Annotated in this window: 17 protein-coding genes; 9 read left to right on the top strand and 8 right to left on the bottom strand. The window is 63.6% G+C overall.

Going from position 1 to position 25,481, the window contains the following annotated elements:
* The first annotated feature begins 201 nt into the window (after positions 1-201).
* The 7 genes from EC912_RS18420 to rapA all read left to right on the top strand — a co-directional run bounded on the left by EC912_RS18420 (position 202) and on the right by rapA (position 12,546).
* Positions 202-1,563 carry a TolC family protein gene (locus tag EC912_RS18420; protein ID WP_132147251.1) on the top strand — a complete coding sequence of 454 codons (1,362 nt, stop codon included), beginning with the start codon at positions 202-204 and terminating at the stop codon, positions 1,561-1,563.
* Positions 1,560-2,612: an efflux RND transporter periplasmic adaptor subunit gene (locus EC912_RS18415; RefSeq protein ID WP_132147248.1), complete on the top strand. Its 1,053-nt coding sequence runs from the start codon at positions 1,560-1,562 to the stop codon at positions 2,610-2,612. The genes EC912_RS18420 and EC912_RS18415 overlap by 4 nt, the downstream gene beginning before the upstream one ends.
* On the top strand, positions 2,609-5,662 hold the full coding sequence (locus tag EC912_RS18410) for an efflux RND transporter permease subunit (RefSeq protein WP_132147245.1): 3,054 nt from the start codon (positions 2,609-2,611) through the stop codon (positions 5,660-5,662). Before EC912_RS18415 ends, EC912_RS18410 begins: the two co-directional genes overlap by 4 nt.
* A gap of 583 nt (positions 5,663-6,245) precedes the next feature.
* Entirely contained in the window at positions 6,246-8,234 is a 1,989-nt protein-coding gene (locus tag EC912_RS18405) for an LTA synthase family protein (protein ID WP_243649348.1), read from the top strand.
* Positions 8,235-8,240: 6 nt separating this feature from the next.
* Positions 8,241-8,840 carry an ABC transporter ATP-binding protein gene (locus EC912_RS18400; RefSeq protein ID WP_132147238.1) on the top strand — a complete coding sequence of 200 codons (600 nt, stop codon included), beginning with the start codon at positions 8,241-8,243 and terminating at the stop codon, positions 8,838-8,840.
* The gene (locus EC912_RS18395; RefSeq protein WP_132147235.1) at positions 8,837-9,634 is read left to right on the top strand and encodes an ABC transporter permease; all 798 of its coding nucleotides are present in this window, start codon (positions 8,837-8,839) and stop codon (positions 9,632-9,634) included. Before EC912_RS18400 ends, EC912_RS18395 begins: the two co-directional genes overlap by 4 nt.
* A gap of 71 nt (positions 9,635-9,705) precedes the next feature.
* A complete protein-coding gene (gene rapA, locus EC912_RS18390) occupies positions 9,706-12,546 on the top strand; it encodes an RNA polymerase-associated protein RapA (protein WP_132147232.1) in 2,841 nt (946 codons plus the stop codon).
* 539 nt (positions 12,547-13,085) lie between these two features.
* Here the strand turns inward: rapA and EC912_RS18385 are convergent.
* From EC912_RS18385 to EC912_RS18370, 4 genes are all read right to left on the bottom strand, one after another.
* The gene (locus tag EC912_RS18385) at positions 13,086-13,736 is read right to left on the bottom strand and encodes a rhomboid family intramembrane serine protease (RefSeq protein WP_132147229.1); all 651 of its coding nucleotides are present in this window, start codon (positions 13,734-13,736) and stop codon (positions 13,086-13,088) included.
* Between the two features lie 71 nt (positions 13,737-13,807).
* The gene (gloA, locus tag EC912_RS18380; protein WP_132147226.1) at positions 13,808-14,338 is read right to left on the bottom strand and encodes a lactoylglutathione lyase; all 531 of its coding nucleotides are present in this window, start codon (positions 14,336-14,338) and stop codon (positions 13,808-13,810) included.
* A gap of 50 nt (positions 14,339-14,388) precedes the next feature.
* Positions 14,389-15,972 carry a hypothetical protein gene (locus EC912_RS18375; protein WP_132147223.1) on the bottom strand — a complete coding sequence of 528 codons (1,584 nt, stop codon included), beginning with the start codon at positions 15,970-15,972 and terminating at the stop codon, positions 14,389-14,391.
* Complete coding sequence (locus EC912_RS18370) at positions 15,972-16,424, bottom strand: DUF3574 domain-containing protein (protein ID WP_132147220.1); 453 nt, start codon at positions 16,422-16,424, stop codon at positions 15,972-15,974. The genes EC912_RS18375 and EC912_RS18370 overlap by 1 nt, the downstream gene beginning before the upstream one ends.
* 300 nt (positions 16,425-16,724) lie before the next feature.
* Between EC912_RS18370 and EC912_RS18365 the strand changes: the two genes are divergently transcribed.
* Positions 16,725-19,181 (top strand): TonB-dependent receptor plug domain-containing protein, encoded by a 2,457-nt coding sequence (locus EC912_RS18365; RefSeq protein ID WP_428993113.1) that lies wholly within the window; start codon positions 16,725-16,727, stop codon positions 19,179-19,181.
* A 140-nt stretch (positions 19,182-19,321) separates the two neighbouring features.
* Here the strand turns inward: EC912_RS18365 and EC912_RS18360 are convergent, their stop codons facing one another.
* Entirely contained in the window at positions 19,322-20,431 is a 1,110-nt protein-coding gene (locus EC912_RS18360; protein ID WP_132147217.1) for an OmpA family protein, read from the bottom strand.
* A 197-nt stretch (positions 20,432-20,628) separates the two neighbouring features.
* Complete coding sequence (locus EC912_RS18355; protein WP_132147214.1) at positions 20,629-22,080, bottom strand: bifunctional 2-methylcitrate dehydratase/aconitate hydratase; 1,452 nt, start codon at positions 22,078-22,080, stop codon at positions 20,629-20,631.
* Positions 22,081-22,363: 283 nt separating this feature from the next.
* Here EC912_RS18355 and EC912_RS18350 point away from each other — a divergent pair, with 283 nt between their 5' ends.
* A complete protein-coding gene (locus EC912_RS18350; RefSeq protein ID WP_132147211.1) occupies positions 22,364-23,047 on the top strand; it encodes a TerC family protein in 684 nt (227 codons plus the stop codon).
* Positions 23,048-23,087: 40 nt separating this feature from the next.
* Here the strand turns inward: EC912_RS18350 and EC912_RS18345 are convergent, their stop codons facing one another.
* Both EC912_RS18345 and EC912_RS18340 read right to left on the bottom strand, forming a co-directional pair.
* The gene (locus EC912_RS18345) at positions 23,088-23,951 is read right to left on the bottom strand and encodes a hypothetical protein (protein WP_132147208.1); all 864 of its coding nucleotides are present in this window, start codon (positions 23,949-23,951) and stop codon (positions 23,088-23,090) included.
* Positions 23,952-24,117: 166 nt separating this feature from the next.
* Complete coding sequence (locus EC912_RS18340) at positions 24,118-25,479, bottom strand: acetate kinase (protein ID WP_132147205.1); 1,362 nt, start codon at positions 25,477-25,479, stop codon at positions 24,118-24,120.
* Positions 25,480-25,481 lie beyond the last annotated feature (2 nt).

Below are 25,481 nucleotides of genomic sequence, written 5' to 3'. Positions count from 1 at the left end.
CGATGATGAAGAAAGTTTCATTGAGGGCGACGCCGCAAGCACGTCGCAGGTCTTGTGCAGGAGCGCGCTTGAGCGCGATCCCTGCGGAGATGTGAGACTGAGGGCATTGCGCACGGCGCTGCCAAATCCGCATCGATCCAAAGAGAGTCCTAAGCAAACGCCATTAAGGTCGGTAACCTCTGCCACTGCAAGGAGGGGCGCGTGGCGCCTCCTGTGTCTCCGAACCGTCACATACATGCTTGCAGAATTTCCCTGACGCTTGCCGCGTGCATCGCGAGCCTGGGCGGCTGCGCCACATACAAACCCCTGCCGCTGCCGACCACGGCGACACTGCCGTCCGACCCGGCCGCGTTGCACGGCGCTGCGCAAACGTCCGAACCTCTTACGATCGCGGACGTGGAACGCCTCGTTCTGCTGAATAGCCCCGAGCTCGTCTCCGCACGTTCGCAACGCGGCATCGCTCAGGCGCAGATGCTTCAGGACGGATTGCTACCCAATCCATCCGTCAATGCGGGTATCGGTTATCTCCTCTCCGGCGTCGGCGACTCGACGGCATGGACGGCGGGAATCAGCCAGGACATCAAATCGCTCATTACATTGGCACCGCGCCGCGAAGCCGCCCGAGCGAACGCCGCGAAGGTCGACGCCAGTCTGCTCTGGCAGGAATGGCAGACGGTCGCGAAAGCGCGACTGCTCGTCGTCGACATCGTCGAAGGCGAACGGCTTCTCGATGTGCAGACCACCACTCTCACGCTCCTCGATAAACGCAGTGCGCGCGTACGCCAGGCCGTTACCGATGGGAACGCGGAGCTCGCTGCGGCGACACCCGCACTCGCCGCCGCAGCGGATGCGCGCGTGGCGCACGACGAACTCGATCGCAAGCTGAAGGCACAAAGACGCGATCTGAATACCTTGCTCGGTATCAGTTCGAAAACCGTCCTTCCGCTCGCGCCTCTCCCCTCCATGACCACGCTCGATGCCGGCAAGGTACGCGCCGACCTGTCGACCCTGGCGCAACGGCGTCCGGATCTCGTGGCGCTCAGGCTGGGATATACCGCGCAGGAAGCGACATTGCGCGCGGCCGTCCTCGCGCAGTTCCCCGTGCTGTCCATCGGTTACAGCGCTTCGCAGGACAATAGCCGCGTACGCAACGGCGGCCCGACGGTGACATTCGATCTGCCTGTATTCGATCGCAACCAGCATGTCATCGCGGTCGAGTCGGCGACGCGCCAGCAGTTGCACGACGAGTACACCGCCAGGCTGGCGACGTCCACCGACGAGGTCGATGCGCTGCTCGATGCGCAACAGACCTTTTCCGGTCAACTCGCCGCAGGTGTCGCCGCGTTGCCCGAGGCGGACCGGACGGACGAACGCGCCAGACAGGCTTTCGACGCAGGGCTTATGGATATGCGTGCTTATGTAGACCTTGCGGTGGCTTCGCTCGCGCGTCGCACCGCTGTCATTACGCTCGAACAGGCGATGCTCGAACAGCGCGTCGCGCTCGACACCCTGATCGGTACCGGCATGCCGGCGACCTTGCCACGGGATGTAACCCAACCATGAATGCGTTTCTCAAGTCAGCGGCATGCTGCGTAGCCGTCGGCGCCCTTGGCGCATGCAGCGCCGGTAACGCCGACTCCGGCGCCACGGCGGAGCCAAGTGCGCTCGTGCAGGTTAAGCCAGCGGTACAAGGCGATTTGCCCGATGTCGTGACCGCGTATGGCGTCGCGACGGCGGCGGCGGACGCCGTCATTACCCTGAACGTGCAGGCGCAGGGCTCGCTTACCCGTATCGATGCGATACCCGGTCAGGCGGTCAAACGGGGACAGCGTCTGCTCGTCTTCACCCTCGCCGCGCCATCGATGGCGACGTTGCGGCAGGCGCGAACCGCGCTCGACGTCGCGAACGCACAGCGACAGCATACCGCCCAGTTGTTCGCGCAGCAGCTGGCAACGAAGGATCAGCTCGCGCAAGCCGTCAAGGCCGCCGACGACGCGCGTTCCGCACTCGATGCACTGCCGGCCGCCTCGGCGCCGGACGGAACGATAAACATCGTTGCGCCTTTCGATGGCGTGGTGACGGCCTTCGGTGCGACGGCGGGCGATACCGTGCAGCCGGGCGCGGCACTCGTATCGCTGGGTCGAAGCGATCGTCTCAGCGTCATCGCGGGTATCGAAGCGAATGCCATGAATCGGGTGAAGGCAGGGAACACGGTCACGATGTCGCCGCTGGACGACGGGAAAGACGTGTCCGGGGCGGTGCGTCGCGTTGCCTCGTCGCTCGACCCGAAGACGCATCAGGCCGCAGCGGAAATCGTGCCGGAAGGACAGCCTGTCGCCGGCATGACGTATCGCGCGGCCATCACGGTCGGGCTGTGGCACGGCTGGTTGCTGCCACGTGAGGCGGTCATCGGCGAGGGAGCCGATACGCATATTTTCCAGACCGACAAAGGTAAAGCGGTGAGCGTGCCCGTTACGGTGCTGGGCGAGCATGACGATATGACGGCCGTATCGGGCCCGGTCCAGCCGGATCGACCGGTCGTCACGGTCGGTGCGGCGCAGCTGGAAAACGACATGCAGGTTCGTTCCGGTAACGCCCCGGCGGCCCGATGAATAGCCCGTCCTTCTTCGAACGCCACGCGCGCACGCTCGTTCTGTTCGCGATCGCACTCGCGACCGCGGGCCTTTTCAGCGCGACGTCCCTGCCGGTCGGCCTGTTCCCGCAGGTATCTTTCCCTCGCATCGTGGTGGACCTGGATGCGGGCGATCGTCCCGCGGACCAGACGGCGCTACTGGTTACGCGTCCGGTGGAAGAAGCGATCCGGACCGTACCCGGCGTGATCGCCCTTCGCTCCGAAAGCACGCGCGGCTCGTCGCAGGTCTCGATCGATTTCGGTTGGGGACGCGACATGACTGCCGCGACGCTGCTGGTCGACTCCGCCATCGCGCGAGCGCTGACGACGCTTCCCGCCGGAACGACCTATAACGTACGGCGCATGGATCCGACGGTCTTCCCCATCGTCTCCTATGCACTGCATTCCGATCGCCTCTCGCCCGTGGAACTCAGGGACTTTGCCGCGTACCGGGTCGTGCCGTTACTGGCGTCGGTACCCGGACTGGCACGCGTAGACGTGCAAGGCGGCGAAACGGCGGAAGTCCAGGTGGAAGTCGACCCTCGGCGGCTTGCCGCGCACGGCGTGACGCTCGACGACGTAGTCGCCGCCATATCGGGCGCGAACACGCTGCAGGCAGTAGGACACGTACAGGACAAGAGCAAGCTCTATCTGGTCGTGACCGACCATTCCCTCCATGGCGTCGATACGCTGCGCAAGACCATCGTCAGGAACGACGGTGGCGGCTGGGCGAAGCTCGACGATGTCGCCAGCGTGCACGACGGCTATGTGCCGCAGTGGGTCAAGGTCGCCGAAGACGGACGACCCGCGGTCCTGTTCAACGTCTACGAGCAACCGGACGGCAATGCGGTCGATGTCGCCGCGCAGGTACGCCAGCGCCTTGCGGGCCTGGCGTTGCCGCCAGGCGTGACGCTGAAGAACTGGTACGACCAGAGCGAACTGGTCCTCGAATCGGCAGCCAGCGTGCGCGACGCCGTCATCATCGGACTGTTGCTGGCCGGCGTGGTGCTCTGGCTGTTCCTGCGCAGCATGCGGGTCATGCTGGTGGCACTGGTGGTCGTTCCCGCCACACTCGCCATCACCGTCCTCCTGCTCCGCGCGATGGGCATGAGCTTCAACATCATGACGCTCGGCGGTATCGCGGCGGCGGTCGGACTCGTGATCGACGATGTCATCGTGATGATCGAACACATCGCGAGACGCGCCGGTGCGACACGCGAAGGTAGCAACGAGGTCGTCGGTGCATCCGGCATTTTTCCGGCCGCGCGCGAATTCTTTGCCCCGCTGTCGGGCTCCAGCATGGCGACGCTTATCGTGTTCGTCCCGCTCGGTTTTCTCGATGGCGTGACGGGTGCTTTCTCCAAGGCGCTTTCCATCACCATGGCATGCGCACTCATCGTGTCGTGGCTGATGACCGCGCTTCTCGTCCCCGTGCTGGCGAGACGTTTCATCGACTTCACCAAATGGCAGGACCCGGGCGAACGCGAGGGCGGCCGACTGAAGCAAGTCCATGGGTGGCTTTACGACGGCCTGTCGAAACGGCCGTACCTTCTCGCCCTGTTTATGCTGCCTTTGCTCGGCGCTGGGTATTTGGCCTATCAAAAGGTGCCTACGGGTTTCATGCCTGAAGTCGACGAAAGCGGCTTCGTGATGGACTACTACACCGCACCCGGTACGTCGCTACCGGAATCGGCACGGCAGATTTCGGAAGTCGAATCGATCCTTCGGAAAACTCCCGAGGTAGACACGTTCTCGCGCCGCCTGGGCACCGGCCTCGGCGGCGATCTCGGCCAGTCCTATCACGGCGACTTCTTCGTGAAGCTCAAGGCGGACCATAAGCGCCCCACCGCCGATGTCATGAACGATGTGCGCGATCGCATCGAAAGCGATGTCCCCGGCGTGCAGATCGAACTCGCACAGCTGATGGAAGACCTGATCGGCGACCTGACGGCCGTGCCTCAGCCGATCGAAGTAAAACTCTACGGCGTCGACCCCACCGTTCTGGACAGTCAGGCCGAACGCGTCGCGCAGGCTTTGTCGTCCATACCCAATGTCGTCGAGATAAAGAGCGGCGTCCGTCTGGCCGGCGATGCACTCGATGTGCGTATCGATACGGAAAAGACCGCGCTGGAAGGCGTTACCGCCGCCGCGGTCAGTCAGGCCGTCGACGCCGCACTCAACGGCGTGATCGCAACCACCTTGCCGCAGATAACGAAAAGCGTCGGCGTGCGCGTATCCATGCCCGGCGCAAGGCAATGGCGCGTACCGCAGCTGGAAGAACTCCCGATACGTGCTCCCGATGGCCACCTGTTTCCTCTGAGCCGCGTGGCAACCGTCGTGCCCGTGGCGGGCCAGCCGCAGATCACACGCGAAGACCTTCAGCCCATGGTGGCCGTCACGGCGCGCATCGACAGCGGCGGTATCGGCGCCGCCGTGGCGAAGGTGCAGGCGGCGCTCGCCAAACCCGGCTTGCTCGATGCCGGCGTCCGCTACGAACTGGGTGGGCTGTACCAACAGCAGCAAGTGGCTTTCGCGGGCCTGAGCAAAGTATTCGCCGCCGCGCTTGTGGCGGAGTTCATTCTGCTGATGGTGCTTTACGGACGGGTACGTCTGTCGCTGATAGCGATCGGTGGGTCGCTCTTTTCGGCGACGGGCGTTTTCATCGCCCTGTGGCTTTCGGGTGTCGACCTGAACATCACCGCCATGATGGGCCTGACGATGATCGTCGGTATCGGGACGGAGATGGCGATCTTCTCGATCTCCGAATACGTCTCCCTGTGCCGCACGATGCCGGAACACGAGGCATTGCGCGCGGCAAGCCAGGATCGTCTGCGCCCGATCACGATGACCACGCTGGCCGCCATCCTTACCCTGCTTCCGTTGGCGCTGGCGATAGGCCGTGGCTCGGGCATCCAGCAACCGCTGGCTATCGCGATTGTCGCCGGTCTGCTGGTGCAGTATCCGACGGTGCTGCTGGTGATGCCGGTCGTGATCGGCTTGACGAATCGCAAGTCTCGGAAGGCTACGTAAGACAAGCCTCACGCGACAGCACCATGTGTCGCCATAGCGGGCACCGAAAGGTGTCCGCTTTTCGAAATCCATGACAGCGGCGCTGCTGGCAATGACCATAAGCAACGCCTCCCTCCCCGCGCATTCCGGCTTCGATGCAATGTCGATTTCACAGCACGGGGTCACCGACCCTATCCCTCGCCGTGCCCACGCACAGGGCGAAGGTGGGCTGGCGGATCTGGCCTCGAAGGGAAAATGGCAGGAAGCCCGTTCACGCAGCCCTGCCGGTCCACCCGCGCCGTGCCGCGGCCGCCCGACGTGGGGCCGGCGAGGAGGCAGGTGGCCCTTGCGACATCCCCTCGAATCACAGCACTCTTATAAGGCGAAACCAAATATAAGGCCCCCCTAAGCGACACAAAGCACCCTTCCAAAGAATCCGTCCAAGGGTGATGTCGTGACAAACCTCAAGTCCTCACTAGCACCGGCGGCACGCCGATTCAGCCCCGTCATATCGGCGGCCATCTTCTTCCTGGTCATCTCCTTCGCGACCCGCTGCCTCCTCCTGTGGAAAGGCGGCTCGAATATCCCGCACGACGCTGGGAGCATGCTCTTTGCATTCGGTATCGGATTTTTCTACGACGTAGTCACGTTTATTTACGTTGCGTGGCCACTCGTATTGTTCCTGTGGCTGACGCCAACAAACGACGGCTCGCCGGGCCTTCGTCGCTGGGGCATCTACGCACTCTGCCTTACGCTCATTTTCGTCGCGATACTCATCGCCCTGCGCATCGCATTCATCGCGTCCTTCGGCCAGATCTGGCCGTTGCTGATTCTCTACTTGCTCCTGCTCCCTCTTGGCGGCATCCCCTTCTCTTCCCGCGTCGGCCAGTTCCTTCTGCTCGCCCTGTTCGCGATATCGATCTTCGGACTGCTATTCGTCGGCACGTCGGAGCTGATTTTCTGGGACGAATTCCAGACGCGGTTCAACTTCATCGCGGTCGACTATCTGGTCTATACGTCCGAGGTCATCGGAAACATACGGGAGTCGTATCCGATCGGCCGATGGATTGCCGAACTGGCGGTCGTCTCCGCTATCGTCGTGTACGTCTTCCACCGTTTTCGCGGTGCGGCCGAGAACCAGTCCCGCGCCCGCGAGCGCACGATGGTCGCGATCGTCTGGTTCGCGCTGACCTGCCTCGTCACCGTGGCCGTGTCGTCGGGCGATAAGGAACGGTCTCCGAATCCTGCGCTCAACGCGCTGGCCGGCAACGGCATCTACGAATTCTTCGCCGCATTCCGTGCGAACAAACTTGACTATGCGTCGTTTTATCGCACGCTGCCGCGCGATCGCGCGACGGCTGTTGTGCGCGGCATGCTCGATACGCCGGACGCGCGATTCATTCATAACGAGGGCACGGATTTCACCCGCGAGATCCGCGCCCCAGGTCCCGAGCGCCGGTTGAATATCGTACTCATCAGCGTGGAGAGCCTTTCCGCGAGTTATATGGCGCACTTCGGAAACCAGCAGAACCTCACGCCACGTCTCGATGCACTTGCCGATCAGTCGGCTCTGTTTACCCAGCTGTATGCCAATGGCACGCGCACGGTCCGGGGACTCGAAGCATTGTCGCTGTCCACGCCGCCGACACCGGGCGACTCGATCGTTCGCCAGGCGGGTAACGAAAACCTTTTCTCCCTGGGTAGTGTGCTCAACGCACACGGATACCGCTCGGCGTTCGTCTATGGCGGCTATGGCTACTTCGACAACATGTCCTATTTCTTCTCGCATAACGGCTACGACGTCGTGGACCGCGGCTCCTATCCCAAGGACGCGACGATCCACGCGGAGAACGTCTGGGGCATCGCCGACGAAGATCTGTACACGATGACGATGCGACGCATGGATGCGAACTATGCCGAGGGCAAACCGTTTTTCCTGCACGTCATGACGACGTCGAACCATCGCCCGTATACGTTCCCGACCGGTCGCGTGAATGGCGGACAGGGCAAGCGCGATGCGGCGGTGATGTATACCGACTGGGCCATCGGCGACTTCATCGATCGTGTAAAGGACAAACCGTACTTCGCCAATACGCTGTTCGTCATCACGGCCGATCACTGCGCGAGCAGTGCCGGCAAGACGGCGATCCCGCTCGACGGCTATCACATCCCGCTGATTATCTACGCACCCGCGCTCGTCAAGCCGGTACGTATCGACAAACTGATGGCGCAGATCGATATCCCACCGACGCTACTGGGAATGCTCCATATGAGCTACCGGAGCCGGTTCTTCGGTTACGACATTCTGAATGTGCCCGCGGACAAGGAGCGGGCGTTCCCTGCCACTTATCAGCAACTCGGATATCTTCACGACAACCGCCTTACCATTCTGTCGCCGGGGAAGCGCCTGTCGCAGAACGCCGTCGGGACGTCGAACGACACGGCCGATGCCACGGCCCGGAACGACCGGTCCGTCGAAGAAGCGATCGCGTCGTATCAGGTTGCCGCTTCGATGTTCGAGTCGGGCAATATGCGCTGGAGGCCCGACGATGCAACACCCATCGGGCCCGCCCCTGCCAGCAGCTCACCCTAGGACCTCATGACGCTCAGCATCGAAGGACTACGCAATGCCCTGGTGGGTCCCTTCGACCTTCGGGTCGAGGCCGGTCGATGCACCGCTATCGTCGGTGCATCCGGTTCGGGCAAGAGTCTGTTCCTTCGGATGGTGGCGGACCTGGACGTCAACGAGGGCGCGGTTTCGCTGGCGGGCGATGATCGCGCTGCTATCTCCGCGCCCGCATGGCGTCGCCGGGTAGGCCTGGTTCCCGCGCAGCCGGGCTGGTGGGGCGAGTCGGTCGCGGAGCATTTCGATGCGGACCTGCGAACGCGCGCCGCGGAGCTGGCCGATGCATTGCGCTTGCCTGCGGATATCTTCGCGCGGCAGATATTTCAGCTTTCGACCGGCGAACGGCAGCGACTCGGCCTGATCCGCGCCATGCTGGCCGACCCGGACGTGCTTCTGCTCGACGAACCGACCGGCTCGCTCGATCCGGAAGCGACACTGGCGGTGGAAGCACTGTTACGGGAAAGGCTCGAAGCTGGCGTCGTTGCGATCGTGGTTACCCACGATACCGCTCAGGCGGCGCGGCTCGCCCACACGGTTCTGCGTATGGAAGCGGGGAGGCTCGCGCCGCTATGAATCCGATCTCGCTGCATCCGCTCGATCTTGCCATCGCGGCCTCGCTCGTTGTCGTGGACATTCTGCTATCGGTATTCCTGCGTCTCGGGCTTCATCGCCAGTTGCTGATTTCCGCCGGCCGGATGGTGCTTCAGCTGACCGCGGTCGGCTATGTGTTGCGCTATGTTTTTGCGCTCGATTCCCCCGCCGCCACGGGCGCCATCGTGCTCGTGATGATCCTCGTCGCCGCCTATGAAGTCGCGGCACGGCCTTCGCGGAAACTGCGTGGCGGGAATTTCCTCGTCAGCATTCCGACGGTCGCAGGCGCCACCGTACTCACGAGCGTCTTCGCGCTGGTCACGGCGATCCGGCCAGCGCCCTGGTTCGATCCGCATTACGCGATTCCCCTGGTGGGAATCATCCTGGGCAGCGTCCTGAACGCCGGAAGCATTTCCCTCGGCGGAATTCTCGATGGCGTCACCGGGGCGCAGGCATCCATCGAGGCACGTCTGATGCTTGGGGAAAGGTGGCGCGTCGCCATCGGCCCGCTCGTTCGCCAGTCCATCCGGCGCGGCATGGTGCCTGTCCTCAATCAGATGATCGCGGCGGGCATCATTACGTTGCCCGGCATCATGACGGGACAGATTCTCGCGGGACTGGACCCCGTGGAGGCCGTGAAGTACCAGGTGTTGCTGATGTTCCTGCTTTCCGGCGGAAGCTGTCTTGCGGCCATCGGCACCGCGTATGGCGCGGCGTCGTTGCTGACGGATGGGCGCGAACGGCTTCGTCTCGATCGCCTGACTGGGCCGAAGTGAGTCTAAAAGGTAGGCATAGCGCTTCCATGGGCGGATAATTCACGACCCCTGCTGCCTGACTTCCCTACCTGATGTTCCAACCCGGACAACGCTGGATCTCCTCTGCCGAACCCGAACTCGGTCTCGGCACCGTATTGCGCGTCGAAGGACGTGGTGTACAGGTACTTTTCGCCAAGGCGGGCGTCCTTCGCCCCTATGCCACCGAAAGCGCGCCGCTGGTGCGTGCCGAGTTCCGCGCCGGCCAGCGTGTTGCCGGCAAGGGCATCGCTTTTCTGGTCGAGCGGGTCGAAGAACGCGAAGGTCTGCTGGTGTATCGCGGCGAAGGCCGCGAACTGGAAGAAGGCCAGCTCGACGACGAGCAAAGCGTTTCGCAAGCCGACGATCGCCTTGTCGGCGGCCGAACCGACCCCACGGACCGGTTCGACCTGCGTCTGGAAGCGTTGCAACGCCACGCCGAAGCCCGTCGCTCGCCCGCCTGGGGCCTTGAGTCCGCACGCATCGGTCTGGTTCCGCATCAGTTGCGCGTCGCGGGTATTGCGGCCGCGCGCCGCCCGCCGCGCGTGCTGCTGGCGGACGAGGTCGGTCTCGGCAAGACGATCGAGGCAGGCATGATCCTGTCCCGCCAGCTCGCCACCGGGCGTGCCGGTCGCGTGCTGCTGCTATTGCCCGAAACGCTGGTTTACCAGTGGTTCGTCGAATTACTACGTCGCTTCAACCTGAGTTTCTCGATCTTCGACGAAGAGCGCTGCGAGGCCATCGAACAGTCGTCCGACGGCCGCAACCCATTCGAGGACGAACAGCTCGTCATCGCCGATTTCGCTTTCCTGGAGCAATCGCCCAGGCGTGCGCGCCAGCTTGTCGACGCCGGCTGGGATCTCCTGGTCGTCGACGAGGCGCACCATCTGGAATGGACGCCCGAAGGCGCCAGTCCGCGCTATACGCTGGTCGAGGAACTGGCCGCGACGACGCCCGGCGTCGTGCTGCTGACCGCTACTCCCGAACAGTTGGGTCGCGCGGGTCATTTCGCGCGTCTGCGTCTGCTCGATCCGCAGCGTTACAGCGATCTGGACACGTATCTGGCCGAGGCCGATGCATTCGGGACGTTGTCCGATGTCGCGAATGTGCTTACCGAAGGCGGCACGCTGGACGCCGCGCAACGCGAGGCACTGACGAAGCGCTTCGCGGGCGACCGCGAACTGACCGCTCTGCTTGCCCGCGCCGACGACGCAAAAATCGCGCGCGAGCTGCTTGCCGCGCTGATCGACCGTCACGGCACGGGCCGGGCCATGTTCCGAAATCGCCGTGCCGGCATCGGCGGTTTTCCGCGGCGCTTGCCTGACCTGATCCTGCTCGATCACGAAACGCTCGACCCGGGCCGTCGCGATGCGCTGCTCGCCGAATTCCGGGCCGACTGCCAGCAGCCGCCGGCGCCTGTCGAACCCGATTACGCCGACGATCCCCGTTTGCAGGCGCTTATCGATCTGCTCGATAAGTATCCGGCCGACAAGTTCCTGTTGATCTGCCGCACGCAGGCCAAGGTGCTCGCCATCGAGGAAGCCCTGCGCACACGCAGCGGCGTCGGCGTCGCGCGCTTCCACGAAGGTCTTGGTATCGTGCAGCGCGATCGCAACGCTGCGTTCTTCGCGCAAACCGATGGCGCCCGACTCCTGCTGTGCTCGGAGATCGGATCGGAAGGCCGTAACTTCCAGTTCGCGCATCGTCTGGTGCTGTGGGACATTCCGCTCGATCCCGATCTGCTGGAACAGCGCATCGGCCGACTGGACCGCATCGGCCAGCGCCACGATATCGTCATCCACATTCCCGTCGTAGAGGAAAGCGCGCAGCACGTGCTTGCGCGCTGGTACGACGAGGGCCTGGACGCGTTCCGTCACAGCCCGGCCGACGGTCGCGAACTGCTTCGTCGCTTTGGTCCGCTGCTTTCGAATCTCGCGGACGAACACGCACGCGGCGACGACGACCGCGATCAGGAACTCGACGCGCTGGTCGCGGAAACGCGGGCGGCGCACGAGGAGCTTTCCGCACTGATCCACGCCGGTCGCGATCACCTGCTGGAACTGGCCGCCACGCGCGATCCGCATGCGGACGATCTCAGCCGCGCGTTCGCTATCGACGATGTGGATCCGGGTCGCGATGCGTTCCTGCAGCGCCTGTTCGAGAACTACGGCGTGCACGCCGAGGAACTCGCGCCCGATGTCGTGCTGCTCGATCCGCAGTACCTGTCCACGGATGGTCTGCAAGGTTTTGGCGATGGTCCCATCGCTGTGACGTTCTCACGCGAGACCGCGCTTTCCCGCGAGGAATTGCCGCTGCTGCGCATGGATCATCCGATGGTGAATTCCGCCGTCGATCTGCTGGTCTCTGGCGAGCAGGGCAATGCGGCGTTCATGGTCGACGATGTGCTGCCTGTTCGTACGGCGCTGTTGCAGGCGGTTTTCGTGCTCGAATGCGTCGCGGAGCGCACCCTCGATGCGGAACGTTTCATTCCGCCGACACCGCTGGTTGTCTGCGTGGATACCCGTCTTACCGAGCGCGCGAACTTCGTGCCCAGCGAAGTCGCGATGCGCAAGGCGCCGGATCGGAATATCGAAGTCGTCCGCTACCGGAAGTTCCTGTCCAAGCTGGTGCCGCCGATGCTCGAACGCGCGGCGGACCTGGCCGACGCACGCGGCGATGTACTGAAGTACGAGGCGATCGAGCGGGCTCAGCAGGAGCTGGATGCGGAATATGCGCGTCTGGTGGCGCTGCGCGCGGTGAATCCGTCGATCTCCGAAACGGAAATCTCCCGCGTGGCCGCCGAACGCACGGCACTGCTCGCGGCGTTGCCGGAAGCACGCATGCGTCTGGACGCGGTGCGCTTCGTCGTCAGCCCGGATTTCCTGGCACTACGCTAAGTACGCCGGATCGCTTTTTGTAGGAGTGCGGTTTGAGCGCTCCCTCGCTTATGTGGTGACGTAAAGCGTCGCAACGTGGGCGGTGAGGCAGAGGAAGCCGGGACCACCCAGGTCGCGGCCACGTCGGGCGGTCGCTTCGCGACCCGGGTGGCCGGGCGGGGCTTCGTGAGCGGGCTTCCTGCCCGCACACGAAGGAAGGGGCGTCCTGCCCCTTCCCCCTGCGGGGCCTTTTCCGCCCGGCCACCCTCGCCCTCCTACCGGCCGCGACCTGGGTGGTCCCGGCTTCCTTCCGGCTGGTGGGGAAATCCCGGGGGCATGAGCCGTATGCGCGCGTGATGCCGACGATCGCCTCGCGACGCCCTCTTCCTCACCGTCACCCCGGCGTACGCCGGGGTCCGCAGCGACCACGTTGGGCAAGATCCAGCGCTGAGGTTTTCGCTTGAAAGCGGTCATCACCCTCGCGACAACCGACTATCTCGCCTCGGATTCCGGCGTGCGCCGGAATGACGGTGAGGGGTCGGGATTTTTCCTGCGTTGGCTCAATAACGACGCGGCAATTGATCGCGCCAGATACGCATCAACACGATGCCACCCAGCAACCCACCAAGATGCGCGAAGTGCGCCACGCCGGCCATGGTTCCGGTGACGCCGAACGCCAGCTCGGCAACGCCATAGCCGGTCACGAACAGCCACGCGGGAATGCCGATGGGAATCGGAATGAGCATGAGCTTTTCGCGAGGGAATCGCATCGCGAAGGCGCCGAGCAAACCGAAGATGGCTCCGGATGCGCCTACCGTCGGAAACATGCGATCCGGCTCGAAGAAGTAGACCACGGCCAGTTGCGCCACACCGGCGGCAATCAGGCACGTGAAGTAGTAGATCGCGAAACGGCGCGCGCCTAGTTCGCGCTCGACCATGCTGCCGAACATGTACAGACCGAACATGTTGAATACGATGTGTGCCATGCCGCCATGCATGAAGGCGTATGTCACGATCTGCCAAAGACGGAATCCCGCCGAGACGACCGAGCCGTCGTCCAGACGTAACGCGATGTCCGGCCCGAGCGGCCACAACGCGAACAGGCGCGTGAGCGCTGCGGTGGTGTCGTCTTTCAGCAGTAATTGCAGCCCGAAGATCAGAATGTTCGCAATCAGAAGATTGCGGGTAACCGGTGCGAGCGTCTGGTGCATGGGTTTCTCTTTGCTGTCGGAAGCGCATCGGTCGGGCGATGCGCTCCATGGATCATCACACAGCTTGAGTATCAGCCGTCGATGCGGCCGGGCTGGAGGATTTCGATCCAGTAGCCGTCCGGATCGCGAATAAATGCGATGTGCTTCATGCGCCCGTCTTCCAGGCGCTTCTGGAACGGCACGCCCAGGGAGTCGAAGCGTGCGCAGGCGGCTTTTACGTCGGGGACGGAAACGCACAGATGACCGAAACCGCGCGGCTCGCTGTTGCCGTTGTGGTACGCGAAGTTCGCGTCGTTCTCGGTGCCGTGGTTGTGGGTGAGTTCCAGCACGCCCGGCTGGGCCAGCGCCCAGGCCAGGCGTTCGGTGTCGTCGTCGGGGATGACCGAGCGGTCCCCGCGCAGGACGAGGTAGACGATGGTGAACGCGGCCTCGGCGAAATCCTGGCGGTGAACCGGCACGAAGCCGAGTACGCGCGTGTAGAAGTCGAGCGAAACCGCCAGGTCTTTCACACGGATCATCGTGTGATTGAAGACATAGCCCTGGGTCACGGCCACGGGCTCGGCGGTGACGCCGGGGAGTTTCGTAAGGTCGGCGAGCGACATCGGCAACGTTCCTTAAGGAGTCAATGGAACGATGTGGCGCCCTGCTCCGCTCAATTCAACCGCGACTCCCTCTGCAGGGACAGCAGGGCCAGTACCGCCGCCAGCGCCGCGTACGCGGCGGTGAACTGCCAGACCATGGCGCGCGCGCCGTCGGCAAGCTGCCACGGGAGGTAGACGCTGCCGGTGGGGTCGACCGAATGGATCACGCCGAACAGGGTCAGCACGGCGCCGAGCAGCACGATGCCTGCGGCTTTTCGTATCTGTCCGTCGATCATCGCGACGACGAAACTCGCCCAGACCATCGAGGTGATGATGAAGCCGTTGCCCAGGATGGTGACCACGGCCAGGGCGGAAATGCCGTGGTCGTTCGCGCCGTAGAGCGCCGCATAGTGGGCCGGATCGACAATCGACGGGTCGCCGAGTTTGATCGCCAGCATGCGCGAAATGGCCGGAAAGAAGCTGAAGACCACGGCCGCCGCGTAGCGGAGCGGCGTGGCTTCGAAGGCCTGGGTGGTGATGCCGATGGCGACGAAGACCAGGATCGGCGCGAGTACCGCGATCGGCAGCAGCTCGACCAGGTTCGAGAGATAGCCGAATACGCCACCGAGTCCGATGACGAGTCCGGTCAGCAAGGTGTAGCCGCTGCGCGCGCCCATCGCTTTGTAGGACGGCTGGCCGATGTAGGGCGTGGTTTGCGCGACGCCGCCGCAAACGCCGGCTACCAGCGTCGCCAGTGCCTCGACGAGCAGGATGTCGCGGGTCGGGTAGTCGTCGCCGGCCGCGCGGGCGCTCTCGGTGACGTTGATGCCACCGACGACCATCAGCAGGCCGAAGGGCAGGATCAGCGGGAGATAGGCCACGGTATAGGGAAGGCCGGTTACGAAGCCCAGCGACGGCCATGGCAGGCCGATGCGCCATTGCCACGCCGCGGGCGCGTGATAACCGGTGCCGAGCAGGCCCATGGGACCCAGTCCGTAATAGAGCGCTACGCCGACGAGGAACGCGGCGAGTACGCCGGGCACGCCGAACGGCAGGCGCCGGCGGGCGACCAGCGCGTAGAGCACGATGCCCAGCCCGGCGAAACCGACGACGGGCACGCGCATGATTTCAATCAGCGGCAGGAAACCCATCAGCACGAGCGCGATGCCGGCGATGGAACCGAGCAGGCCCGCGCGCGGCACGGATCGCTGCACCCATGCGCCGGCGAACGACAGTACGAATTTCAGGATGCCCATGACGACCAGCGAGGCCATGCCGAGCTGCCAGGTGGCTTCGGCGGCGTGGTCGGCGTCCATGCCGCCCTGGCGAAAGGCGAGGAAGGCCGGGCCGAGTACGAGCAGCGCCATGCCGATGCTGGTGGGCGCGTCGAGTCCCAGCGGCATGGCCGTGACGTCGTCGCGTCCCGTGCGCCGGGCCAGTCGCCGCGCCATCCACGTATAGGCGAGATTGCCGAGCAGCACGCCAAGCGCGGTACCCGGAAACATCCGCCGGTAGACGATATCGGCGGGGAATCCGAAGATGCCGATCAGCGCGGTCGCCAGGAAGGCCAGGATCGACAGGTTGTCGACGACGAGGCCGAGAAAGCCATTGAGGTCGCCGCCGCCGAAGCGACGGCGTGTCTGCACAGCGGCCATCAGAACGACACGTCCGCGGGCTGGGTGACCCGCAGGACCGACTGGTCGCCGGTGTCTCGCTTCCACGCCGCGCGAATCGCCTCGACGTCCGCACGCTGACGCGGACCGTCCGGATACAGGAGCAGCAGCTCTTTCGAACGCAGGCGTTCGGTGCCGGACTGGCCCTTGCCTCGCCATTGTCCGTAGACGTCGCGGACACTCAGACCGTCGGGAAAGCGTGGCGTCACTTCCTTGTCCAGGAAGGCCCGCCACTGCGCTTCGCTGACGCCGGCTCCGCCGTCGGCGAGCCCCAGGCCGAAGTACAGGCTGGTGGACACCCATCCCGCGGTGCGATCGGGATGCGCGGCATCGCCGGTAAGCGTTGCCGTGCCTTCGCTCGCGTGCGGCGCCGTGGCACAGCCCGCCGTTGCGAGAAGCGCCAGCGACAGGACGATTCCAGCCCATGATTTCATGCTTTCTACCCCTACGCGAATATCGTGAGGCGTACGGACGTCCATACGCCTATCGGTCCAGATGTATTGACACAGCCTACACTGCAATGCAACAAATGGGCAAAGCGCATCTACCACTCATGGCCCACCGCACCCTTTGAACATTCGCATACATCGCATTGCCCCTGCCAGCCGCGTTTGCGTGGCGATGGGCCGATGTATGCCCGCGCGTCGGGCCTGACGACGCGCTTCCCGCTTTATCCGACCGCGCCCAGGGGCGCGGCGTAGCGTCGCGCACGCTTTTACCAGGGGTTTTACATGATGTCGCAATACCGTAAGCACGCACTTCCGATGGCGATCGCCATCGCCCTGTCCGTTTTCGATGCATCTGTTTCCGAGGCAACGGCCCAGGACGCGCAGCCCGCGTCCGCGTCGACGCTGGACCAGATCGTGGTGACCGGTACCCGCTCGAAGGATCGCACGGTACTCGACTCGCCCGTGCCCATCGATGTGCTGACGCCCGAAGACCTGCGCGCCGCCGGCGCCGTGAATGGCGAGCTGGGCCAGGCACTGGCCGCGCTGCTGCCGTCGTTCAATTTTCCTCGGCAGTCCAATTCCGGCGGGTCGGATCATGTGCGCGCGGCGCAGTTGCGCGGCATGAGCCCCGACCAGGTGCTGGTGCTGGTCAATGGCAAACGCTTCCATACCTCCGCCCTCGTCAACGCCGATACCAAGATCGGCCGGGGCACGACGCCGGTGGACTTCAATGCGATACCGATCAGCTCGATCAAGCGCATCGAAGTGCTGCGCGACGGCGCCGGTGCGCAATACGGTTCGGACGCTATCGCCGGTGTCGTGAACATCATCCTCGACGATGCGCCCGAGGGCGGCGAAGTGACCGCGAGCTACGGCGCATTCCATACCGATTTCAAACCGACGGGCCGCACGATTACCGACGGTCAGAGCGGATTCGCCAGCGCCAAGTTCGGTGCGCGCCTGGGCGGCGACGGCGGCTTCGTTCGCGCGGGTATCGAAAGCAACCAGCACGAACCCACCAATCGCGCGGGCTTCGACCAGATCCCCTCGTGGGAGAATCAATCTCCCGCCAATCTGGCACTGCAGGGCAAGCGCAACTACGCCGCGGGCGATCCGCAAAGCGAGAACTACAGCGGCTGGGTAAACGCCGAACTGCCGCTGGCCGATAACGTCAGGGCTTACGCATTCGGCATCTATACGCAACGCCGGACCATCGGCGACAACTATTTCCGTTATCCGGACAGCGATGCCAACGTGCCGGCGATCTATCCGGACGGCTATCGTCCCGAATCGCAGGGCTACAACCGCGACGTGAACCTCACGGCAGGTGCACGCGGACGGATCGGCGAATGGGATTACGACGGCAGCCTGACCTGGGGCGGGAACAGCTTCGCCTACGATCTGCGCAACTCGGTCAACGTGTCGCTGGGGCCGGATAGTCCGACGAGTTTTCGCATCGGCAAGTACGAAGGCACGCAAAGCACCGCCAATCTCGACCTGAGCCGCTCGGTCGAATGGGGAACGACGCTTTATACCGTGGCCACCGGTGCGGAATACCGTCGCGAGACATTCCGCACCTATGCGGGCGACCCGGCGTCCTATGAAGTGGGTCCTGTTGCCGGCGCCCCCATCGGCGCGCAGGCGGGCGGTGGCCTGACACCGCAGGACACGGCCAATCTCAGCCGCCATGTCGGTGCCGCGTACCTGGATATTTCCGCGGATCTGACCGAACGTCTATTCGCGGACGCCGCCGCGCGCTACGAGCATTACAACGATTTCGGCAGCGCATGGACCGGCAAGCTCAGCGGTCGCTATGCCTTTACGCCGAACTACGCGCTGCGTGGCGCCATCTCCAACAATATTCGCGCCCCGTCCCTGAGCCAGGTGGGTTTCGAGTCGACGTCCACCGGCTACGGTGCGAATGGCGAACTGGTGCAGGGTCGCGTGCTTTCGGTGAATAACCCTATTGCTCGCGGCCTTGGCGCGACACCGCTGCAACCCGAGAAGTCGCGCAATATCAGTCTTGGTTTTACAGCGCGCCTGGGCGAACACTTCGATGCGTCGCTGGACGTGTATCGCATCGATGTGGACCATCGGGTGACGCTTTCGGAGACCATCGCGACCGACGGCCTGGAGTCGTACATCCTCGCGAATTACGGTGTGCCCGGCGTGCAGAGCGTCGCGTTCTTCACCAATGCCGTGGATACGCGCACGCGCGGCGCGGAACTGGTCGCCAACTACCGGCATCCCGCCTATGGCGGCAACCTCACGCTGACCGGCACGTACAGTTATAACCGGACCTCGATACGCAAGGTGCGTGACACGCCACCCCAGCTCGCCGCGTTGGGCGCCGACGCCGTGCTGTTCGGACTGGAGGAACGCAATACGCTGACCGACGCGGCCCCGCGTCAACGTGGCGCGCTTACCGCGAAATGGGATGCGCCGCGCTGGTCCCTGCTTGGCCGGTTGACCCGCCAGGGCGCGACGACCCGCGTCTTCGACTTCGGCGGCGGCTTCGTACCGACCCAGACCTATGCTGCCCGCTGGCAACTGGATGCCGAAGTCGAGTGGCATGCGACCGAACGCCTTTCGCTGGCCATTGGTGGCCAGAACATCACGGATCAATACCCCACCCGCTCCATCGCCGACATCGCATACGCGGGAAATTTCCCGTATGACGTGATCTCGCCGATCGGGGTCAACGGGGCGTATTGGTATGGGCGGGTTCGCTATACGTTCTGATCGGCCAAACGCCATACCCCTTTCTGTGGGAGCGCGCCTGCGCGCTCCCACAGAAAGCGGCAAGCCCAGGTCCGCACAGTGGACGAGGCATAAAAAAAGCCCGGCTTTCGCCGGGCTTTTTCGTTACTACCGATGAAACCTTACTGCTGAACCTGCAGCTCGGTGCGACGGTTGCGAGCGCGGCCTTCGGCCGTGTCGTTCGTGTCGATCGGGTTGTTCTTACCGTGGCCAACCGGGCCTTCCAGACGGTCGGCACCAATGCCGTGGGCCGTCAGGTAGTCGTACACGATCTTCGAGCGACGCTCGGAGAGACCCTGGTTGTACGCGTCCTTACCAACGCTATCCGTGTAACCGGCAACCATGACCTTGACCTGCGGGTAACGCTGCAGGGTGTCGACAGCCTGGTCGAGGACGCCCAGCGATTCGCTGGTCGGCTCCTGCAGGCTCGGACCGATGTTCTTCTCGCCCTTCTTCGGACGATCGAACTTGAAGTTGACGCCACGGAGGTCGATGACGACCTTCTGCGGGCAACCGTCCGGACCGACGATCGTGCCAGCCGGCGTGTTCGGGCACTTGTCGTCGCAATCGTTCACACCGTCGCCATCGCTGTCGAGGGTGGAGCAATCCGGAGCGGCCGGAGCAACGGCAACGGGCGCAGCCGGAGCGGCCGGAGGAGCACCGAAGCGGGAAACGATCGAGAAGCCGAGGAACCAGTCGCCGTAGCCGTTGTTCTTGGAGACGGTCTTGTCGTCCCAATCGTAACGGTAGCCGGCTTCGACGCGGACGTCGGAGCTGTCGGTGATGGTCTTGGACACGCCGACGCCGAGCTCGGCGGCCGGGGACCAGCCGTTATCCGACGGGTTGTGGTGGTAGCTGCCCATCACACCGGCCAGCAGGTACGGGCGCCATGCGTCCCACGCACCGGCGTAGAAACGGGCGGCAACGCCGTAGCTGTTGTTCGACCAATGGCCAACGCCATCGTTGTCGCGCTTGGTGCGGTCGGCAAAGATGTCGATCGACGCGTTGTTCGAAATGAACTTACCGAAACCCAGGCCGTAGTAAACCTGACGGCTGTTGGTGTTGCGGTCCGTGTCGTTGTAGTAACCGCCAACGGTCGGTGCGATGTACCAGCGGCCGTCGTAGCTCGACGACGTGCTGCTAGCCGTGTCACCGGCAGTGTCCTGCGCGTGAACGGCACCCACGCCGCCCAGGGCCAAGCCGATCAGCAAAAACAAGCCCTTACGTTTCATCGGTGTCTCCTCATTATTGGTATTCGCGTCCGCGCTCCACCCCATACGGAAATCGCGCGTAGAACTCTTATTCGAATCCGGGGACTTCTGCCGTCCCTCGCTTTGATACCCCTTCAACGGGCGGCGGCAGTTTAGCAAAAATCAAACAATTGAACACGTGCTAAAAACCGCCGTTCATATTCGAGTCACAGGGATTATCAGGCCGTGAAGAGTGTCATGAAATCGTGAATGGCCATCGCGTCGAGGGTTTCAGGCGAATTGGTGACCGCAAGAACCTTCTCGACCCGCTCCGAAGGCCACTCCGCACGTAGCGCGGCTTCGAATTTCTTCAACAGGACGGGGATGCCTTCGGCACGACGCTTGCGATGTCCGATCGGGAAATCAATCGAAACTTTCTCGGTTTTGCTGCCGTCCTTGAAAAACACCTGGACCGAATTGCCGATATAGCGTTTTTCGGGGTCGAAGTAATCCTTTGTGAACTGAGGATTCTCCTGAACCGTCATTTTGTCTCGCAGCGCGTCGATACGCGGATCGGCCGCCACGGCGTCGTTGTAGTCGTCGGCGGTGAGGCGGCCGAAGATCAGCGGAACGGCGACCATGTACTGGATGCAGTGGTCGCGATCGGCGTAATTGGCCAGCGGGCCTGTCTTGTCGATGATGCGGACGCCCGCTTCCTGGGTTTCGATGACGATCTTCTCGATCTCGTCGATACGGCCGGCAACCTGGCCGTGCAGCTGCATGGCGCATTCCACCGCCGTCTGGGCATGGAATTCGGCCGGGAAGCTGATCTTGAAGAGCACGTTCTCCATCACGTAGCTGCCGAAGGGACGCTCGAACTCGAACGCGTTGCCCTTGAAGGCCACGTCGTAATAGCCCCAGGTCTTGGCCGAAAGCGCCGACGGGTAGCCCACCACGTTCCGGTAAACGGCGTTGATGGCGTGGGTGACCGCGCGGCGGCAGGCGTCGCCGGCCGCCCAGCTCTTCCGCGGACCGGTGTTCGGGGCGTGGCGATAGGTGCGCAGGGCGCCGTTGTCGATCCAGCTGTGCGACACGGCCGTGGTGATCTCCTCCTTGCCGCCGCCGAGCATGGCCGTGGTCACGGCCGAGGAAGCGAGGCGGACGAGGATCACGTGGTCCTGGCCGACGCGGTTGAAGCTGTTCTTCAGCGCGTAGCAACCCTGGATTTCGTGGGCCTTGATGGCATAGGTCAGCACGTCGCGGACGGTCAGCGCCTTGCCGCCTTCCTTCACGGCCTTGCGGCTGAGGTAATCGGCCACGGCCAGGATCGAGCCGAGGTTGTCCGACGGATGGCCCCATTCGGCGGCCAGCCAGGTGTCGTTGAAATCGAGATAGCGGATCTGGGTGCCGATCGCGAAGGCGGCCTGTACCGGATCGAGCTCGTGCGAGGTGAACGGCACGCGCGCGCCGCCCGGCATCGTCGCGCCCGGAACCAAGGGTCCCAGGTGCTTCACGCAGTCGGGGAACTTCATCGCGAGGGCCGAACACGCCAGCGAATCGAGCAGCATATAGCGCGCGGTGTCATACGCTTCCGTCGACTCGATCTTGTAATCGGCGACGTAGTTGGCGATGTCGACCATCGGCTGGTCCGGATCCGGACGCGTGGCGGAACGGATGTCGTGTGCACTCATGGGGCTTTCTCGCGACGGGGAAAACCGCCATTTTAGCGTGTCGGCGCCATTCCGTCCTTGTGCACTGCGATGCGAACCGTGACAATGCGGCCTACTACAGCCCAAAGGGGAGTAGTTCCGGACGGCAATCCTCCGCCGTCCGTGCGCCGATCGTCATCACGGACGCCACATGCGTCCCGGTCGCCGCGCCGGTCCATCCCGGGAACGAGACTTTTGTGGCGACGACGGGGCGTGCGCTGCCCGTTGTCGCTGCATTTGTCCAGCGCATACGGGATACCGCACCATGGATTTTCTTACCGCCGAGTTCTTCTCGGGCCTTGCCGCGATCGTGCTTCTGGACCTGGTCCTGGCCGGCGACAATGCCATCGTCATCGCGCTTGCCGCGCGCAGACTGCCGCCTGCCCTGCAAAGGAAAGCCATTTTCTGGGGCACCTTCGGCGCTATCGCTTTGCGCATACTGCTTACCTTCGCCGTGATCTGGCTGTTGAAGCTGCCCGGACTGATGCTGGTCGGCGGCCTGCTGCTCCTGCCCATTGCGTGGAAGCTGTTGCGCAGCGACGAGCACGATCCGGACATCACGCCCGCCGCGGGCTTCTGGGCGGCGATCCGCACCATCGTCATCGCCGATGCCCTGATGGGCCTGGACAACGTACTTGCCATCGCCGGCGCGGCCAAAGGCCATATGGGGCTGGTGGTGCTGGGGCTGGCGATCAGCGTGCCGCTTGTCGTGTGGGGATCGACGCTGATCCTTAAACTGATCGAGCGCTTCCCCGTCGTCGTGTATATCGGCGCAGCCGCGATCGCATGGACCGCGGCCCGGATGATCGCGCACGACCACCTGATCGATCAGTGGTTCGACGCCCGCGTCTGGGCGCCATGGACACTGGATGCGCTGCTGGTCATCGGCATCTGCGGAGGCGGTTGGCTGATGTCGCGCCGCAAGGCCCCGGCAAACGAAGCCACCTGACGTAGCGCCTGCAGGAGCCCGCAAGCGGGCTCCTGCAAAATCAGAAGCGCACGCGCACGTACGCCGCCGGGCCGTTGAGTTTCATATCAAGGTCCAGGTCGTAGTTCTTCTTGTCCTGATGCAGCTTGACCTGCGTGTACGCGTACTCGGCGCCGAAGCCCACGTTCTTCCACGGGAACCACTCGACACCCAGCGCCGCATCCCAGATGTGGCCGTTGAGTTTGCCGCCACTCTTCTTCACACCCGATGCGTTGACGTACATGCGCCACTGATCGTTGAACGCATGGCGCCAGCCCAACTGCAGGTTCGGAGCCCATGCACTCGCGCTGGCGCTGGCACTGGCCGTCCCCGACTGGTTGAACTGATCGCCGACGTTGACGCTGGCCGTACCGCTGACTTTACCGCTGACCCTGTAGTAAGCCGCACCCAGCCCCACACCGAAGACATCGTTGCCGGTACCGAACCACCACTTGTACGCCGCGCTACCGAAGTTGAACTTGACGTTGGCCTTCACGCTTGCGCTGGCGTCGAATGGTTGGCCGAGGAACGTAATGTCCTCGTTGATCGATCTGCCGTGACTGCGATCGATCCGGTAGTAATCGAAGCTGAAGCCCTGATGCTCGCCGATCAGAAAGTCCAGACGCGCACGTGGCACCGTCTTGTGCTTATCGAACCCGAGGTCTTTCTCGAGATTGACGTCGCCCTTCGTCGTGCGATCGGGCGTTGCCGCTCCGAGGGTCGTATCGTTATTGGCGTAGTAACCGCCCAACCAGATACTGACGTTATCGAGTGCCGGCGACTGCGACTTCTTATCCTGTGCATGTGCGGCCGTAGCAATCATGGCCAGCGACAGAATCGTGAGGCTGGCCGTGGCCTTGCCCAGATGACGGATACGGCTTCGCATACTGCATTTCTCCCTGCATTCATGATGTTTTTGAAGAATTCTCCCTCCAAGGGCCTGGATACTAACGAGGCATCATGTGTTTGCTTCGTGCACGCAAAGAACCCATCGCGTGAAGACGCGACAGGTTCGTGCATCGCTTCGTTCGACGAGTAACGTCGAAGAATGTCTAGTAACTCATAGGCAAACGCACCGTCACGGTGGTGTCCGGCGTATCGCGCGTCACGCCGACACCAAGCGTCACGTTCAATGTCCGCTTGTCGCTGAATCGATACGAGCCACCGATGAGAAGCGAGCCCAGTACCGTGCGCGCGGATGCCGACAACGCCTGGCCATTCTGGGTCGTGCGACCGACGAAACTCTGGTCGTAACCGATGCTGATCGACGCCTTTTCGTTCAACGCCAGGCCCATGCCGACACTGACATCGGCGATGTCGCCCGCTTTCACATTCCCGAGGAATTGCTTGCCGGCAAGCAATACGGTGCGACTGACGTTGTTGCGCGTGAAGTTATGCAGATAGCTCAGATTGCCGAAGAACACGACCGGGTCCGACGGATACAGCCATGTCACGCCCGCCTGTGCGGAATAAAACCCCGTGCCGGTCGGCAGCTCCAGCGGCAAGCCCGTACCCGTCGCATTCTGCACGCAGCGGGTAACGCAGTCGGTGGTGACTTCGAAGGGGTCTTTGCCCGTGCGCGACTTCACGCGGAACCAGCCGACGTAGTACGGCGAATCGGGACCGCCCTTATTGATCTGGTAGCGCGCCGTCGCTTCGATATCGCCCAGACCTTTTCCGCTGGACGAGAACAGATTGTCCTGCGCGGCACCGGTGAATATTTCGCGACTGATCGTATCCGTATGGCTGTCCACGTACGGCACGCGTACTTCGAGCTCCAGGCGATTCGTCAGACCATAACGGAATGCCATCGCGCCGGTCTGCGTCGTGGTTTTCACCTGGCGCACATCGATCAGGCCGATCAGGATCGCGGGAATAACGGTGTAGCCGACAAGCGCGACACGATCGCTCGACGAATAGCCGAACTGATACGAAGGCTCGATGATCACCTTGCCCTTGGGCGTGAGCACGCCGGGCTGATCGAAGATCGGTGCGACCTCCGGCGGCCTGTCGGCCTGCTCCGGGGGTTTGCCGACAGGACGGGTCGATTGCGCAACCGTTGTCGTCGCGTCCTGCGGCGCGGACGGCGCCGCTCCGCCCTGCTGTCCGGATGCGGCAAGCGAGCCGCCGCGACTTGCGTCCAGCGAGTCGAGTCCGACCGCCTTGCGCAGATCGCTGAACTCCGCTTCCTGTCGCGCCAGCGCGCGCTTCATTTCCTCCAGTTCGGCGGATTGTTCCGCCACGCGGCTACGCATGGCGTCGAGCTTCTGCGACTGCGCCGCGACGCGGTCGCGCAAAGCCGGGTCGACCGGTGCGTCCGTAGCCCAGGCTGCTCCGATACACATCGGAAGACAGGCCAGAGCAAACGTACCGAGCGCTATCGTTGCGTGCGGATACCTGCCGGTCCGGTGCATAC

It is taken from the genome of Luteibacter rhizovicinus (assembly GCF_004342265.1).
Lineage (GTDB): Bacteria > Pseudomonadota > Gammaproteobacteria > Xanthomonadales > Rhodanobacteraceae > Luteibacter > Luteibacter rhizovicinus_B.
Note: the sequence above shows the minus strand (reverse complement) of the source record. Positions and strands in the feature narration are given on the sequence as shown.

What these genes read in the sequence shown, in the direction of transcription:
- EC912_RS18415 (WP_132147248.1), top strand. Translation starts at nt 1,560, where the DNA reads ATGAATGCGTTTCTCAAGTCAGCGGCATGCTGCGTAGCCGTCGGCGCC.
- EC912_RS18410 (WP_132147245.1), top strand. Translation starts at nt 2,609, where the DNA reads ATGAATAGCCCGTCCTTCTTCGAACGCCACGCGCGCACGCTCGTTCTG.
- EC912_RS18405 (WP_243649348.1), top strand. Translation starts at nt 6,246, where the DNA reads ATGCTCTTTGCATTCGGTATCGGATTTTTCTACGACGTAGTCACGTTT.
- EC912_RS18400 (WP_132147238.1), top strand. Translation starts at nt 8,241, where the DNA reads ATGACGCTCAGCATCGAAGGACTACGCAATGCCCTGGTGGGTCCCTTC.
- EC912_RS18395 (WP_132147235.1), top strand. Translation starts at nt 8,837, where the DNA reads ATGAATCCGATCTCGCTGCATCCGCTCGATCTTGCCATCGCGGCCTCG.
- rapA (WP_132147232.1), top strand. Translation starts at nt 9,706, where the DNA reads ATGTTCCAACCCGGACAACGCTGGATCTCCTCTGCCGAACCCGAACTC.
- EC912_RS18385 (WP_132147229.1), bottom strand. Translation starts at nt 13,736, where the DNA reads ATGCACCAGACGCTCGCACCGGTTACCCGCAATCTTCTGATTGCGAAC.
- gloA (WP_132147226.1), bottom strand. Translation starts at nt 14,338, where the DNA reads ATGTCGCTCGCCGACCTTACGAAACTCCCCGGCGTCACCGCCGAGCCC.
- EC912_RS18375 (WP_132147223.1), bottom strand. Translation starts at nt 15,972, where the DNA reads ATGGCCGCTGTGCAGACACGCCGTCGCTTCGGCGGCGGCGACCTCAAT.
- EC912_RS18370 (WP_132147220.1), bottom strand. Translation starts at nt 16,424, where the DNA reads ATGAAATCATGGGCTGGAATCGTCCTGTCGCTGGCGCTTCTCGCAACG.
- EC912_RS18365 (WP_428993113.1), top strand. Translation starts at nt 16,725, where the DNA reads ATGTCGCAATACCGTAAGCACGCACTTCCGATGGCGATCGCCATCGCC.
- EC912_RS18360 (WP_132147217.1), bottom strand. Translation starts at nt 20,431, where the DNA reads ATGAAACGTAAGGGCTTGTTTTTGCTGATCGGCTTGGCCCTGGGCGGC.
- EC912_RS18355 (WP_132147214.1), bottom strand. Translation starts at nt 22,080, where the DNA reads ATGAGTGCACACGACATCCGTTCCGCCACGCGTCCGGATCCGGACCAG.
- EC912_RS18350 (WP_132147211.1), top strand. Translation starts at nt 22,364, where the DNA reads ATGGATTTTCTTACCGCCGAGTTCTTCTCGGGCCTTGCCGCGATCGTG.
- EC912_RS18345 (WP_132147208.1), bottom strand. Translation starts at nt 23,951, where the DNA reads ATGCGAAGCCGTATCCGTCATCTGGGCAAGGCCACGGCCAGCCTCACG.
- EC912_RS18340 (WP_132147205.1), bottom strand. Translation starts at nt 25,479, where the DNA reads ATGCACCGGACCGGCAGGTATCCGCACGCAACGATAGCGCTCGGTACG.